Annotated in this window: 9 protein-coding genes; 4 read left to right on the top strand and 5 right to left on the bottom strand. The window is 66.7% G+C overall.

Annotated elements, in window-relative coordinates; translation table 11 throughout:
- Positions 1 to 287: integrase core domain-containing protein (locus NS334_RS13565; protein WP_241491952.1), on the top strand; the 287-nt coding region annotated here is incomplete at its 5' end.
- A gap of 159 nt (positions 288 to 446) precedes the next feature.
- On the opposite strand, the gene NS334_RS13560 is transcribed toward NS334_RS13565, so the two are convergent.
- Genes NS334_RS13560 through NS334_RS13540 form a run of 5 tightly spaced genes read right to left on the bottom strand, consistent with a single transcriptional unit; the run spans position 447 to position 7173 of the window.
- On the bottom strand, positions 447 to 1325 hold the full coding sequence (locus NS334_RS13560; protein WP_058756497.1) for a hypothetical protein: 879 nt from the start codon (positions 1323 to 1325) through the stop codon (positions 447 to 449).
- Positions 1312 to 4413 carry an RNA-directed DNA polymerase gene (locus NS334_RS13555; protein WP_153002749.1) on the bottom strand — a complete coding sequence of 1034 codons (3102 nt, stop codon included), beginning with the start codon at positions 4411 to 4413 and terminating at the stop codon, positions 1312 to 1314. The genes NS334_RS13560 and NS334_RS13555 overlap by 14 nt, the downstream gene beginning before the upstream one ends.
- Before the next feature lies 1 nt (position 4414).
- Entirely contained in the window at positions 4415 to 5446 is a 1032-nt protein-coding gene (locus tag NS334_RS13550) for a CHC2 zinc finger domain-containing protein (RefSeq protein WP_083500478.1), read from the bottom strand.
- Complete coding sequence (locus NS334_RS13545; protein WP_058756494.1) at positions 5439 to 6314, bottom strand: 3'-5' exonuclease; 876 nt, start codon at positions 6312 to 6314, stop codon at positions 5439 to 5441. The genes NS334_RS13550 and NS334_RS13545 overlap by 8 nt, the downstream gene beginning before the upstream one ends.
- A gap of 1 nt (position 6315) precedes the next feature.
- On the bottom strand, positions 6316 to 7173 hold the full coding sequence (locus tag NS334_RS13540; protein WP_153002748.1) for a pYEATS domain-containing protein: 858 nt from the start codon (positions 7171 to 7173) through the stop codon (positions 6316 to 6318).
- Positions 7174 to 8380: 1207 nt separating this feature from the next.
- Between NS334_RS13540 and NS334_RS13535 the strand changes: the two genes are divergently transcribed.
- The 3 genes from NS334_RS13535 to NS334_RS13525 all read left to right on the top strand — a co-directional run bounded on the left by NS334_RS13535 (position 8381) and on the right by NS334_RS13525 (position 14611).
- Positions 8381 to 11146: a TonB-dependent receptor gene (locus tag NS334_RS13535; RefSeq protein WP_193753102.1), complete on the top strand. Its 2766-nt coding sequence runs from the start codon at positions 8381 to 8383 to the stop codon at positions 11144 to 11146.
- Positions 11147 to 11222: 76 nt separating this feature from the next.
- Positions 11223 to 13487 (top strand): alpha-N-acetylglucosaminidase, encoded by a 2265-nt coding sequence (locus NS334_RS13530; protein WP_058756491.1) that lies wholly within the window; start codon positions 11223 to 11225, stop codon positions 13485 to 13487.
- Complete coding sequence (locus NS334_RS13525) at positions 13484 to 14611, top strand: acyltransferase family protein (protein WP_058756490.1); 1128 nt, start codon at positions 13484 to 13486, stop codon at positions 14609 to 14611. Before NS334_RS13530 ends, NS334_RS13525 begins: the two co-directional genes overlap by 4 nt.
- Positions 14612 to 14737: the final 126 nt, after the last annotated feature.

The raw sequence follows: 14737 nt of genomic DNA, 5'->3' as shown, positions 1-14737 counted from the left end.
ACGAAATTCCTGACAGTCCCAACGGCTATGTCGAGAGCTTCAACGGGCGCATGCGCGACGAGCTGCTCAACGAGACCCTGTTCCTCAGCCTCGCGCATGCCCGCGCCGTGGTCCGGGCATGGGCCGACGACTACAACACCGAGCGGCCGCACTCCGCGCTCGGCTACGCCACCCCGGCGGCCTTCGCCTCCGAGATCGAGAAGCAACGGCCTGGACGCGTCCAGGCCGTTGCTTCGGATGCGCTCGCGCGCCACAACAACCGCCGGTCTCTGGTCCCGGCTGGATGAAACCCGGGGGTCACGTCAGAACATGTCGACCAAGCTCTTGCTTGGACCATATCGTAATGGCTGAAGGGCAAGGCTCATTCGGGACGAAAGGATCAGGCCTCGGATCGGTGGGATGACCGGGCCGCGGGCTCCGCGCGGCAGACTGGCGCCACTGATCGCTCATTCGAGCGAGGAATTTCGTAAGGCAAGCAGGACCTCGTCAGTGTAGCCCGGCGGCCTGCCCTTAAACGTCTTGCCGCCCGTTGCCTGATGCTCGACCAACTCGCGGACGGGAAGGCTGAAGGTCTGCACGGTGGAGAGGGAGGGCCCGTCGTGCCGGTAGATCACGCGTCTCGGCGGCTCGCGGAAGGGCGAGACGGCGAGGGAGCCGCCGAAATGCCCGCAGTTGCAGACCACGACGTTCGTATAGACTGTACGTGCAAGCGCCTCGGCCATGTGGTTGAACGAGTGCGAGTCCCGATTGAAGCTCAGCACGAATAGATGCTGGATCCGCTTGCGATACATCGCGGCGCGCTCGAGATCGAGGAAGTCGTAGCATAGCACGACGCCGAAGCTGCCGAAGCTGCCGCCGTCGAACACCCAAACGGACGGCTCCTGAATGAAATGCAGCCCTACCTCTTTGAGGCCCCGCTGCTCCGCCTCGGCGGCGTAGGTCTTGGCGATGCGGCGAGTGACTGTGCCCCGACCCACGCGACGGTCACGCCAAACCGACGGGACGATCACGACGGCCTCGTTGCGGACGCCCGCCGGTCCGACGGCGTAGTCGACCCCCGCCACGATCACCGCGCCGAGCCGCTCCGCCAGCCGGCGGAGCTCCCGCTCCCAGCCCCGCGGCACCGCCAGTTCGGGAAGCAGGATGATATCGGGAGCCTCGGGCCCCTGAAAGGCGCCCATCAGGGTCCTGATCTCCGCAATCGCGGCCTCCTCTTCCTCGCGCGACATCTTCGCTCCGCTCCGCCACGCGCAGGGATGCATCCCCGTCTGCACGAGCCCCACCCGCAGCCACTCCACGCAAGCGCCGGGGTCAGGCAGCGACATCGGCATCTTCCTCCACCGCGGCCTTGGCCGCCTCCGCGAGCCGCACCGGCACAAGCTGTCGAGGCTGGTGGTCCATGACGGTTACCTGCTGACTCTCAAGTACCGAAACGATGCGACCCAGTTCGTCCCTCACGTCGGCGAGGGTCTCGAACCGGAGCTCGAATTCGGTGTCGTCGGCGACCTGTTCAATCATGGATAGCACCTCGGGATCGGCATTCTCCACCCCACGCGGCGTGAGGCAGGCCCGCAGGAAGCGCGCGCTGTCCGACGATATCGGCAGGGACTCCAGGTCGGCGTAGAGGCGTCGCAGAACCGCGCGCTCCTGCCCACGTATGTTCCAGGGGGACGGAAGCGCAAAATCTCGCCTGAACAGCCCCCAGAGCAGCGATCCGATCGCGTGCAGGGGCTCCGTAAGCCGGGTGCCCGAGGCCCCCTCGACGGAGTAGCGGTAGTCGAGGACCGGCTCTGACCGCAGGGTCGGCCTCTCGCCATCCCTGGCAACGGCCTTCCAGCCCTCCCAGGTTCGTTTGATCAGGTCCGGCTCGGGGTCGGCCCAAGCATCCGGCACGCGCACGTTCGCCGGGTGCAGCCGCCTTGCGACCTCCAGCGGCTGGACCGGGTCGATCGTCTGCTCAAGCAGTCGGCGAACGAGGGTCAGAGCCGTCCATTCGGTAAGCCGCGGATCATGGACCGACGCGCCCCTGAGCGCGTCGATCCACCCATACAGGGACACTCCGCCATCGACCAGCGAACCCTCCGGCAAGCGCACCTCCTCCTGCACGGCGGTCAAGCCCGAGAGCCGCTCCACGTCCAGCAGCCAGCCACCGTCGTCGTCGCGCAAATCCGGTCCGATCCGCTCAAGAATGGCAGGGGTGACACGTCCGGGGTGGCGACGGACCGCATTGCGGTCGGCGGCCTGCGAAAGGTCAGCCAGCTCGAGCGCAGCATTCCACCACACCGGGGGCCGGTCGTCGGACGCCGACACCATCTCCCCCCAGTGCAGCCACGAGAGCGGCGTCGCGCCGATGGCCGCCCGCCAGGCGGCGATCCCGTTGGCGCTGGCGCTGGAAGAGGCGAGCGCCAGTCCGCGCAGGCATCTCGCGATGGCGACGAGCGACCGGTCACGTGCGGCCCTGCCAGCGTGGACCAGCCTAGCCGCCGCGACGGCGTAGGACGCGATCAGCGCTCGCCGCGACGACGCGGCGAACTCGGCCGCGTCGTCCAGGCCGAATCCATCGCGCCCAAAGTCGGCGACGTTAGCTAAAAATAGTTGCGCAGCCTCCCGCTGGCGATCCAGCATATTTCGGTCGCCAACTGAGCCAGCCGCATCCACCATCAAGCGCGCGAGCAGCTGATTGCCGAGAGCGCGCATGTACCGCCGGCGCGCCTCGTGGCACGGCGTGGAGCCGCCCTCGGACAGCAGCTTGGCAAGGGCGCCTAGTCCGTCGTGCCCAGTGCGACGGCAATACTCCAAGGCGCGTTGAAAGAGCCTCGGCTTGTCCGGGTGCGCCCGCACCGCATCAACGAGCAACTCGAAGTGGCGGACGAGCATGGCCTGCCGCGCCTCCCGATCGGACTTCCTTAGCCCTTCAAGCTCCGCGTCCCGCCTTCGCCTCGCGGCGTCATCCTCCGCACTGTCCCCCGTTAGCCCGGTGTCGTCACCCCTCGAGCGGACACGCAGCGCCTCGACTAGGTCGCGCGACACCTTGTGGTGCCCGGGAGTCATCATCGCGATCCTCCCCGCAGCGAACGAGGCACGAGTGTCGCCCCTGATCTCCGCCTCGGGGATGTTGGCGAGGAGGAGGTACTTGAGCTGATCGAGGTGGGTTGTGCGGGGGCCATCAGCCAGCACGTCGGGTTCGACGCCGGCCAGCACTGAGACGAGTGCCAGCGTGCGGGTTGTCAGCGTGATCGACTTGGAGCCGTCGATCTCGCATGCCTTGCGCGCCTTCTCGAACTCTTCCGACCAAGCGGGGCCCTTCAGCGCGCCACCCAGATTCTCGGGCTCATACTTTTCGGCGGCGATGCCGGCCGCGATGCCGTGGTGCTGCAGCCGGTCGCTATACCAGCCGATCCAGTCGACGAGCCTGGCGAAGTCCCTTGAGAGGAGGGCGTGATCGTCGACGTAGCGGAAGTGGGCAACGTCGCGGTCTTCGATGAATTTCCTGTCGACGTCGTGATCGACCGGGAGCATCGCGACGTTTGCGAGGAAGCCCGCCACCATGAGGCCCGTTGGCACGCCGTCATAGGCGGACGGGACCACCTTTCGCCGCGCCTCATCGGCAAACACGAAGAGTTCGCCTGCATAGTCGTGGCTCACGTCGAACCGCAACATGCCCTCAAGCAGCCGCAGCACCCCGTCGCCGAGCGCCGGCGAGGTCGACATACCCGCCATAACGTTCGCCGCCGTCAAACGAGGGTAGAAGTCTTCAAGGTCGAAGGTGGCATGGTAGAGGCGCGTTCCCTCTCCGTCGCCCCCGAGGCCGTCGAAGTAGGGCAAGCGCGTATGCCCGCTTTGGCCCATGAGCCAAGCTCCCTTCTCGGTATCCTCCTGCTCGTCCTCGCGCAGGGGGCGACGGAGCGCGACGGTGCGCGCGACGAGGGAGAGGTGCCTGCGGAAGAGCGGCCAGGAGTGCTTGAACCGCCGGTAGGTGTGCCCAGTCGTGTGCCGATACGGTCCGATGAGCAACTCGCGGGAAGAGCCCGGAGCCCTATCGCCGTCGAACCAGACGGTGCGGTAAAGCCTGTTGCCGTAACTCCACCCCGGCATGCGCGCGTCGAGGCCGGGTCCGATGGCATTCAGGACCGCCATCCACGCGACCTCGTCGCGGACCGTCGGCAGGAACGACTCCCGCATGCGCGGATTGCCGTCCGCATCGGGCTTCTTCGGCTGCGGCTGGAAGCGGAGTGGATCGCACCGGTACTCCCCAGCCGCTAGGCGGGAGCCGATGTCCCTCAGGTTAGACTCGAGTTCCAGGTCGAAGACGGCTACCTCGCCCTGATCGTAAAGGCCGTCCATGTGAACGTAGGCGCGCCTGACCTTCAGCCAAGCTCGCATCAGGTTCTCAGGCTGCGCGATGCGGGCCAAGTCAACCACGGAAGCACATGCTCCAGTCGTTCAGGTCCTTGAAGGGTGTCGGCACCCGGAACTCGTCGGCCGCGATCCCATGCGTGCTGAGCAGACGTAGCAGGCGTCTGGCGAAGCTCCTGCCTCGATCATCATTGTCGCCGACAACGTAAACGTCGCGGCCGCGAAGTAGGGCCAGCGTGGCATCGTCGAGGCCCGCGTCCGCCCCAAGCATGCCAAGGGCGTCATGCCCGAGGCCAGCGGCGGTGAGCGCGTCCGTCACGCCCTCGCAGATCCACACGCCGCGCATGCGGTCCTCGCCGAGCAGGCGATAGGCGCGCTTGCGTTGACCCCTGAGCCCCATCCACCTCGCGTCGGCGCCGCCGAGGCTCCGCGCCTGCAGCGCCACCGGCACACCATCCTCTTGGAAGGGGAACAGGAGGGCTGGACCGCGAAACAGGGGGCGACGCGGTCCGCCGGGCTCTCCACCGAGCAGTCCGGCGGAATCGAGCCTGTCCTCACCGAACTCGCGCCGCAGGAGATCGAACGCCCCCCGGTCCGCAGCAATCTCGCCTACGCGCGACATCTCTACAACGCGGGCGGCGATCGCTCGCGAAGCGAGATAGTCGCGACCCCGTTCCGAAAGCGGGGAAAGCTCTAGCAGGCGGGCGTAGACATTCGGATCCGGCTCGGGCCACTCAAAAACGGCAGGTCCGGCCGGCACCCGAGCCAGCGCGATCGCCGAACTGCCGCGCCAGTCTCTGAAGTGCTCCAGCGCCGCGGGCAGGTCGCACGACCGCGCCGCGCGAACTAAGTCGAGGGCGTCGCCGGAGCGCTGGCAGCCGAAGCACTTCCAGCGGCGCCCATCGGGGCTGATCCAGAACGACGGATCGCGGTCAACGTGGTCCGGGAGCGGGCAACGGCCGCTCCGCCGCCTCCCGGGCGGCATCGCCAGGCCGAGAGCCAAGCCCACCCCGCGCACATCGGCCTCGCGCGCGTCCCGGAGATCCGGGGACTGTACGACACTGCGAACGCGACGCCAACCGCTACGCATGGCGCTCGCGCCACGTGACGCGGGAGTAAGCGGGCGCGCCGCCCGAACTGTACACCTTGCGGTCAAGCCACTCGCACTCCGCGCCAAGCGCCTCCTCCCCGATCTCGCGACGCCAGCGCCTGTCCCGCTGGTTCCACCGATAGCCGCGGGCGCGGAGCACTCTCGCGGCTTCGAAGGGGGCGTCGACGGCATCAACAAGCACGGTGTCGCGACGGGCCGTCTCCAGCAAGACTTCGAACAATGCGCGCCCGTCACGGAGGCGGTGGACCAGCATAGCAATGAGCGCCGCAACGTCCGAGGCAGCCCTGTGTCCGTCGAAGAACATCCCCAGCTGGAACATCAGGTGCGAGAGAGAGCGACCCTCGAAGCCGAGCGCAGCCCAATCCACGTCGTTGCAGGTGCATGCCCACGCGCCGCCCGCCACCTGGGGCAGCCGGCGCTCCACGAACGGCCGGTCGAAACCGGCGTTGTGCGCGACGACGAGGTCGGAGGCCCTTAGGACGCTCACAGCCGTCCGGTCGTCGATGCGTCGGCCCTCGAGATCGGCATCGGTCAGGCCGGTCAGACGCACCACCTCCGCGTCGAGCGGGCGGCCAGGATCCTCAAGCCACGACCGCCGCTCGCCGAGCCCGACGAGCCGCCCGTCCAAGGTCATGCGGATCCGGCGGATCGCGAGCTCGACGATGCGGTCGCTGTCCGGGTCCAGACCAGTAGTCTCCACGTCGACTACCGCCACGCTCATAGTCGGTGACCCGTCGTCCGGCTCAATCGGCGGTTCCTCCGGCACACGCCTCAGCAGCCGGTAGTCGTCTGAGGCGTCCATGGCCTCCAGGAGGCTCACAAGGCGGGTCGCCGGCGCGTTGGTCACGTCACGCCTCGACGAACCCGGCGGGCGCGCCGGGCAGCTCGGCGAGGTCCAGCTCAACGCGGCTACCGCCTGCCGTCGCTGCGCCAACGGTGAATGCGCCATAGGCGACGAGCTCTAGCCGCGCCCGGCCCTTCCGGAAAACCACTGAACGGCGGTAACGCTTAAAGGTGGGGTGGAGGAAGAACGTGACCACGGTTCCTTCTAGGCGGTCTCTCGCCTCCCGTGTCCGGCCTTCAAGTTCGATGCCCAGCGCGTAAAGACCCGGCCTCGTCTGCAACGGCTCGACTTCGCCGCGCAGCCGCACCTCCGCGTCCTCTGACTCGCCTCCGAACTGGCCCTTCCAAGGGTCGTCCGGATGTTCGCCGGGAACGATGGCCGCCAGGGCGGCCGCGTCGGGTCCGTCGAGAGAGGCCCTCGACGTCGAGACAGGTGTGGTCTGGAAGTCGCCGCTACGGACGGCGTCGTCGATGATTTCCCGTTCGGCCTCCTCCCGTCCGCGCCTGAGTTCGCCAAGGAAGTAGCGCCGCATCCAAAGATAAGCGATGAGGAAGCCGAGCACGGCGAAGCACGCCATGATCGTCCCCGCGACGGGGGCGCTGCAGGGCTCCCCGGCGGGTCGGCAGGCCATTGCGGCGGCGACCTGGGCGGCGGCGTTCTCCAGCCGTCCACTGATGACGTCGAAGCGGGTCAAGGTGATCCCGACAACTATCTTCACCAGCCAATCAGCGATCTGCTCTAGCGACGTGCTCTCGGCGACGGGGGCGGAGGGCGTCCCCGCCACGCGCGGTACCAGCGAAGGCAGGCCGAAGAAGAGTCCGAGGGCGAGGCCGACTGAGAAGGACGCCAGCGCGGTGGCCACTGCGATCCCGAGGTAGGACCACGACGCCGCCACCGCAGGAGCCGTGGCTACGAGGAGCGCGAACGCGCCTGCGCTGAGGCACAACAGGAACCCGAGCGCTCGCTCGGTGTGCCGCAGCCGGCCCCCTCTCCAGAACAAATTTGTCATCCGCCCCACCATCAAGTCCCCTGCACGACCCCAAGAAGCAACTCGTGCCATACCCCCAGCCGGGGTCAAGAAGGGACGTGAGAACAAGGGGCTCCGTCCCGCTTCGCCGCTGCGCCGGGAATCTCGCCGCTCGACAACGAGCTGTTTGCATACCACCGACCTGCGCCCGTTCTAAGGCGAGCGTTTGACGCTCCTCCGCGCCACCTGAATGAACGGCTACATTGTTCGTGTAGTACTCGACAGCGGACGTGCTGCTTTCCCCCCAAGCCAACCCAAATGATCCGATTAGTTCAAAGGCGGTGGGGTTCCAGGTTGTGCATTGAACTGTGCACCAACCTGTAGCACAAGGCTGTTCGGACGAACCAGGAACCGCGGATTTTCGTGGCTTTCGGCGCCGTAAGATATTGGAACGGAATCCCTTCACCCGCTCCACGAAAATTCCGAAATTCCATCATGATCCGATCTTGCGGTCGTTGACGCTCGTCCGCTGATACATTTGGCGCGGTTGCTCCTCGCCCAATGGCGCGTCCTGTTCGCGCCTGCCGTCACCGACGTTCCTTGATCGCCCCCTCCCCCCTGCGTTGCCGGCTCACGGAGTCGCTCCGGCTGGCCTCGTCGCGATTCGCGGGGTGCTGGCACGTTAAAGGCATTGGTGACGAAGGCGACCTGCCTGACAAACCGTCGCGCGGGTGGAAAGGATGGAAATCCATTATCACATTGATAATTCATCATACTTTTTAGCGGAGCTCGAAAGAGGGACTACCCAGACCAATCCCGGACCTCTTCCGTGTAAGCTGCTTGACAGATTGGCAAATCGCGTGCGATCGATAGTACCATAAGATTACAAACGCGCCGCAATTGAAGACCAATTCATTCAGCGGCGGAATGGGATACGCGATGGTCACGATCGTCGCGCATGCGGGGGTCATCGTCTCACGGGGCGTCGCGGCGGCATGTCGTGACGGTGACGATGTCTCCCGAAGCGGCCGCCCGGGAAGCGGCCACGGATCCGACGGACGCCGGAACGGGCGCCGACGGAGCATTCGAGGGAGGGAAATACATGACGACACCGACGCGTGATTCCGTGCGCAATCTGCCGCCGCGCTGGTTGCAGACCACGACCTGTCCCGCCGCGATCATGGTCGCACTGCTGGCCGCCACGCCGGCACTGGCGCAGACCGACGCCACCACCACGCAGCCGCTGCCGACCGTCGACGCATCACCGCAGGCTGCCGCGCCCGCCGGAGACGACACGAGCGGCGACGTCGTCGTCACCGGCTATCGCCAGAGCATCGCCTCCGCACTCGCCGCCAAGCGCAACGACATCCGCATCACCGACGGCATTTCCGCCGAGGACATCGGCAAGTTCCCCGCGCAGAACATCACCGAGGCGATCCAGCGCATCGCCGGCGTCCAGATGTCGAACATCAACGGCCGCGGCTCGACGATCAGCATCCGTGGCCTGGGCCCGCAATATGCGCGCACCACGATCAACGGCCAGACCTTCGCCAGCGCCGACTTCAAGGACGGCTTCCGCTATGACATCATCCAGACCGATCTCGCCAGCGCGATCCAGGTCGTGAAGTCGCCGGTCGCCGACATGGACGCGGGCGGGCTGGCAGGCACGGTCAACATCGATACCGTCAAGCCGCTGGCCTATAAGGGGCCGAGCTTCGTCGCGGGCATCAAGGGCTATCACTCCGACTATCGCGGCGGCGTGACCCCGAAGATCAACGGCGCCTTCATCAAGAGTTTCGCCGACGATACGATCGGCGTGATGCTCGACCTCGGCTATCAGAAGCTGAAGGATCGCGGCGATTACCTGTTCATCAAGAACTGGTATCAGCCGGGTGCGGTCGCGGGCGCCAGCGACGTGCAGGTGCCGGGCAACCTTCGCTATCGCCGCATCGATCGCGATACCGAGCAGTTGATGGGCAGCGGCGCGGTGCAGTGGAAGCCCGCCGACAATTTCGAGGCGCTGCTCCAGGCCGAATATTCGCGCGACCACACCACCTATGACACGCGCCAGATGGTGTTCGGCCGCTGGGCCGCATCGGCGGTGACGGTCAACGGCAAGGCGAACGGCGTCGCCAACAACATCTCGATCAGCAACTTCAACGTCGACAACAACGACCAGCCCGAACTCCGCAAGCTGCAGACGCAGGCGTACACCGGCACGATCAACTGGAGCCCGGGCGACACCTTCCACGTCCGCGCGGTCGGCCATTACACGCAGGGCGATGCCAAGCTGTACGAATGGGCGACGATCGACGAGGTGCGGTTCCGGGGCGGCGGCACGCTCGACATCTCGAACCCCGAGAACGTCAAGTGGAACACCGCCAGCCTGACCGACGGTTCGATCTACAACACCGCCAACCGCACGTGGTTCGCGTTCGTCGACGGGGCGACGCACATCCAGTCGGCGCGTGACCGCGCGGCGCAGGTCGATTTGACCAAGGATATCGACGCCGCGGGCATCAAGTCGTTCGTGTTCGGCGCCAAGTTCCACCACGAGAGCTTCCAGACGCTCGCCTATCGCCACGACCGCGACGGCGACATGGACAATCTGGCGGCCTATCCCGAATATGGCTCGATCCCGGATCTGGGCTCGACCGGCGTGCTGGTGAAGAACTTCCTCGGCAACGACATGTCGATCCCGCACCAGTTCCTGTCGGTGAATGCGCCGCTGTGGCAGTCGATCCTGCGCGACAAGGGGATCAGCGTTCCCGACACGCCCGATTATCCCAACACGTACCGCGTCGATCGCTACATCCCGGCCGTGTATGGCATGATGAACGTCGACGGGATGCTGTTCGGCAAGTCGGTGCGCGGCAATATCGGCGCGCGCTACGAGCATACCAAGCAGGACGTGACCGTCAGCGTGACCGACGGCACCGACAGCAGCGCGAAGCTGATCGGCCAGACCCACGTCAAGCAGGATTATGGCAACTTCCTGCCGAGCGCGAGCCTCGCGCTCGACCTGACGTCGCGCTTCGTCGCGCGTCTGGCGGTGGCCAAGGTGCTGGTGCGCCCGCTGCTCAACAACCAGACGCAGATGGCCGACACCATCTTCCGCGACACCAGCAGCCTGCGCCCCAGCGTGTCGGTATCGCAGGGGGAATCGCGGCTGAAGCCGCTGACCGCCAACCAGGCCGATATCAGCTTCGAATTCTACCACGGCAACGGCAATTCGATCACGCTGGCGGGCTTCTACAAGGCGATCAAGAACGGCACGTTCACGCAATTCTACTGCCCGTCGTCCTATGACGGCGTGGCGCTGAACGGCGTGGTCAGCGATTGCCAGTCGGCGGACGGGCGCACCGACTACAGCTTCAGCCGCAAGCTGAACGACAATAACGTCATCCATGTGAAGGGCATCGAACTCGGCGCGTCGCAGAACTTCGACATGCTGCTGCCGGTCAAGGGCTTCGGCGTGGTCGGCAACGTCACCGTCGTCGATACCGACGCCAAGGCGCTGGGCACCGGGTTCAACCTGCGCGACCTGTCGAAGCTGACGTGGAACCTGACGCCATACTGGGAGAACCAGATGTTCAGCGCGCGGCTGTCGGTCAATCACCGCAGCTCGTACGTTCAGGACGCCTCGACCAGCTTCTTCGTCAACGGCGGGCTGACCCATGTCGTCCGTCCGCGCACGCAGATGGACGTGGCGCTGGGCTTCACCCCGATCCCGGCACTCAGCTTCACCGCCGGCGTCATCAACCTGAACGACACGCACGAGGACGCGTATCAGACGACCGCCGACACGTTCCAGATGACCAGCCGTACCGGCCGGACCTTCTACCTGTCCGCGTCGACGCGCTTCTGATGAAGGAGGGGGCGGACCGGCCGCGCGGCGTCCGCCCCCTTTTCTTTGCCCACGATCACGACGAAGGATTCCCGCCATGACCATGCTGCGAACCTCCGCCCTGATCGCCGGCCTGTTTCTGTCGACCGCCGCGCGCGCGCAGACCGCCGCCGACGCGCGCGCGTCGCTCGCGCGGCTCGGCATCCCGGCGGCGAAGGTCGCCGTCACCCTCACCCCCGCGCAGGACGCACGCTATCGCGTGCAGGTCGCGCGTGACCGGGTGAACGTCACCGCGTCATCGCCCGTCGCGGCGGTGCGCGGGGTCACGCAGGCGCTGAACCGGCAGGGCCGCTTCCACGCCGCCTGGGAGGGGAGCCGGGTCGGTGCGCTGACCGGACTGACCCGCCAGGACAGCGGCTGGATCGTCTCGCCGTTCGGCTACCGGGCGTATCTGAACACCTGCACCTATGGCTACACCACGCCTTACTGGGGCTGGGCGCGCTGGGAGCGTGAGATCGACCTGATGGCGGTCCACGGCGTCGACATGCCGCTGGCGATGGAGGGCCAGGAATATATCTGGCGCGCGCTGTGGCGCGAACAGGGGCTGAGCGAGGCGCAGGTTTCGCAGCTCTTCGCGGGCGCGCCGTTCCTGCCGTGGGAGCGGATGGGCAATATGGCGGGCTATCGCGCGCCGCTCTCGCCCAACTGGATCGAGAAGAAGCGCGTCCTGCAAAAGCGCATCCTCGCGCGGATGCGATCGCTCGGCATGACGCCGATTCTGCCCGCGTTTGCTGGATACGTGCCGGAGGCGTTCGCCAAGGCGCACCCGGAGGCGCGCATCTACCGTATGCGTGAGTGGGAGGGGTTCCCGGGGACGTACTGGCTCGATCCGTCAGACCCGCTGTTCGCCAGGCTCGCGGCGCGCTTCCTGAAGCTCTACACCGCGGAATATGGCGCGGGGCGTTATTATCTCGCCGACGCGTTCAACGAGATGGTGCCGCCGATCGCCGAGGACGGCAGCGATACCGCGCACGCCCAATATGGCGACAGCACCGCCAACACCGCCGCGACCCGCGCCGCCGCCTTGCCCAAGGAGGTGCGCGACGCGCGGCTCGCGGCCTATGGCAAGCGCCTGTTCGCCTCGATCGCCGATGCGCAGCCGGGCGCGACCTGGGTGATGCAGGGCTGGCTGTTCGGCGCCGACAAGGATTTCTGGACCCGCGACGCGATCGCCGCCTTCCTGCGCGACGTGCCCGACAAACGGATGCTGATCCTCGATATCGGCAACGACCGCTATCCCGGCATCTGGAAACAGACCAACGGCTTCGACGGCAAGGATTGGATCTACGGCTACGTCCACAATTACGGCGGCAGCAACCCGCTATACGGCGCGCCGGATTTCTATCGCACCGACATCGCCGCCTTGCTCGCCGATCCTTCGCGCGGGCAGGTGCGCGGGTTCGGGATGTTCCCGGAGGGGCTGCACAACAACAGCCTGGTGTACGATTATGCCTTCGACGCGGCCTGGCCGTCGGGCGACATGGCGCTGTCGCCGTGGCTGACGCGCTATATGCAGAGCCGCTACGGCAGCAGCGACCCCGCGCTGATCGCGGCGTGGCGGGATGTGGTCGCGGGGGTGTACGACACGCGCTATTGGACGCCGCGCTGGTGGAACCAGCGCGCGGGCGCGTATCTGTTCTTCAAGCGGCCCGCGAGCGACGCCCCGACCTTCCCCGCCGAACCCGGTGACCGGGCGAAGGCGCGCGCGGGGATCGACGCGCTGCTGACGCTCGCGCCACGCTATCGTGACAGCGCCTTGTTCCGCTACGATCTGATCGATCTGGTCCGGCACGAAGCGAGCCTGTCGCTCGACGATCACGTCAAGGCGGCGGTCGCCGCGTATCAGAAGGGCGACGTCACCACCGGCGACCGTGAGACCGCGACGATCACCCGTATGGCGCGCGCGATCGACCGGCTGATCGGCGGACAGCAGGAGACGCTGGCGAGCTGGATCGGCGACGCGCGCGCCTATGCCGACACCCCCGCCGAGGCACGGCGGTTCGAGCAGGATGCCAAGGCGCAGGTCACGATCTGGGGCGGCGCGGGGCATCTGGGCGATTATGCGTCGAAGGCGTGGGCGGGGCTGTACGCGGATTATTATCTGCCGCGCTGGACGATGTACCTCGCCGAGGCGCGCACCGCCGCGCTGGCGAAGCGTCCGGTCGATGACGCGGCCTTCACGACGAAGCTGCGTGCGTGGGAGGATCGGTGGGTCGCCGACGACCACGCCTATCGCGCCGCCGCGCCCGCTGATGCGGTGGGGGATGCGCGCGCGCTGATGGCGGAGGTCGCACGCCCATGACGACGGTCGCCGCCAAGCCGGAGCGCTTCGCCTCACTCGACATGTTCCGCGGCGCGACGATCTTCCTGATGATCGTCGTCAACACCGCGGGCGCGGGCACGCCGTTCACGCAACTGGTTCATGCGCCGTGGATCGGTTTCACGCTGGCCGATCTGATCTATCCGTCGTTCCTGTTCGCGGTCGGCAATGCGATGAGCTTCGCGCTGACCAGGCCGATGCCGGACGGCGTGTTCCTGCGGCGGATTTTCAAGCGGGCCGCGCTGATCTTCCTGCTCGGCTTCCTGATGTACTGGTTTCCGTTCGTCACCCACCATGCCGATGGCAGCTGGGCGGTGAAGCCCTTCGGCGAGACGCGCGTGACGGGCGTGCTGCAACGGATCGCGCTCTGTTACCTGCTCGCGGGGCTGCTGGCGCGATACCTGTCGCCCAGGTGGCTGCTGGCGACGGCGGTCGCGCTGATCGTCGCCTATTGGGCGATCCTGGTCGGCCTCAGCCCGCCGGGCGAGGCGTTCGGGCGGTACCGGAACGCGGGCACCTTGTTCGACCTGTGGCTGATCGGCCCGGAGCATCTGTACCGCAAGGATCACGGCTTCGATCCCGAGGGGCTGCTCGGTACGTTGCCCGCCACCGCCAATGTCATCGCGGGCTATCTCGCCGGCGTGGCGATCCAGCGTTGGGGCAAGCATGCCGCGACGGTGAAGCGGATGGTGCTGATCGGCGCAGCGCTGGTGCTGATGGCGGTGCTGATCGCGCCGGTGTTTCCGATCGCCAAGAAATTGTGGACCGGGTCGTTCGTGCTGCTGACGGTCGGGCTGGACATGATCCTGCTGGGCGCGGTGATCGGCGTGGTCGAGGTGAAGGGCGTGCAGGCCGGGCGCGGTTTCCTCCAGATGCTCGGGCGCAATCCGCTGGCGATCTATCTGTTCTCCGAATTGCTCGTGGTGGCGCTGGAATTGATCCACGTCCGGCCCGGTGTGGGGCTGTATCGATGGATCGGCGAGACGTGGTTCCAGACCCTCGCGCCGGGGCCGGTCGGGTCGTTGCTGTGTGCCTTGGCCTATACGCTGGTGTGCTGCGCGTTCGGGTGGATGCTCGACCGGCGGGGGATCATCCTGAAGGTGTGAGGCGGCGCGGTGCATGGTGGCATGGCGTCGTTCGCCATACCCACCCGTCATCGCGAGCATAGCGAAGCAATCCAGCGCCGGATCAGGACGCCGTGGATTGCTTCGCTACGCTCGCAATGACGGACA

Origin of the sequence: Sphingomonas endophytica (genome assembly GCF_001476895.1) — a bacterium.
In the GTDB taxonomy this organism is placed as follows: Bacteria; Pseudomonadota; Alphaproteobacteria; order Sphingomonadales; family Sphingomonadaceae; genus Sphingomonas; species Sphingomonas endophytica_A.
This window is presented reverse-complemented; position numbering and strand designations above follow the sequence as displayed.

Excerpts from the sequence above, each read along its gene's own strand:
- NS334_RS13560 (WP_058756497.1), bottom strand. The coding sequence starts at position 1,325 with ATGTCGCTGCCTGACCCCGGCGCTTGCGTGGAGTGGCTGCGGGTGGGG.
- NS334_RS13550 (WP_083500478.1), bottom strand. The coding sequence starts at position 5,446 with ATGCGTAGCGGTTGGCGTCGCGTTCGCAGTGTCGTACAGTCCCCGGAT.
- NS334_RS13535 (WP_193753102.1), top strand. The coding sequence starts at position 8,381 with ATGACGACACCGACGCGTGATTCCGTGCGCAATCTGCCGCCGCGCTGG.
- NS334_RS13530 (WP_058756491.1), top strand. The coding sequence starts at position 11,223 with ATGACCATGCTGCGAACCTCCGCCCTGATCGCCGGCCTGTTTCTGTCG.
- NS334_RS13525 (WP_058756490.1), top strand. The coding sequence starts at position 13,484 with ATGACGACGGTCGCCGCCAAGCCGGAGCGCTTCGCCTCACTCGACATG.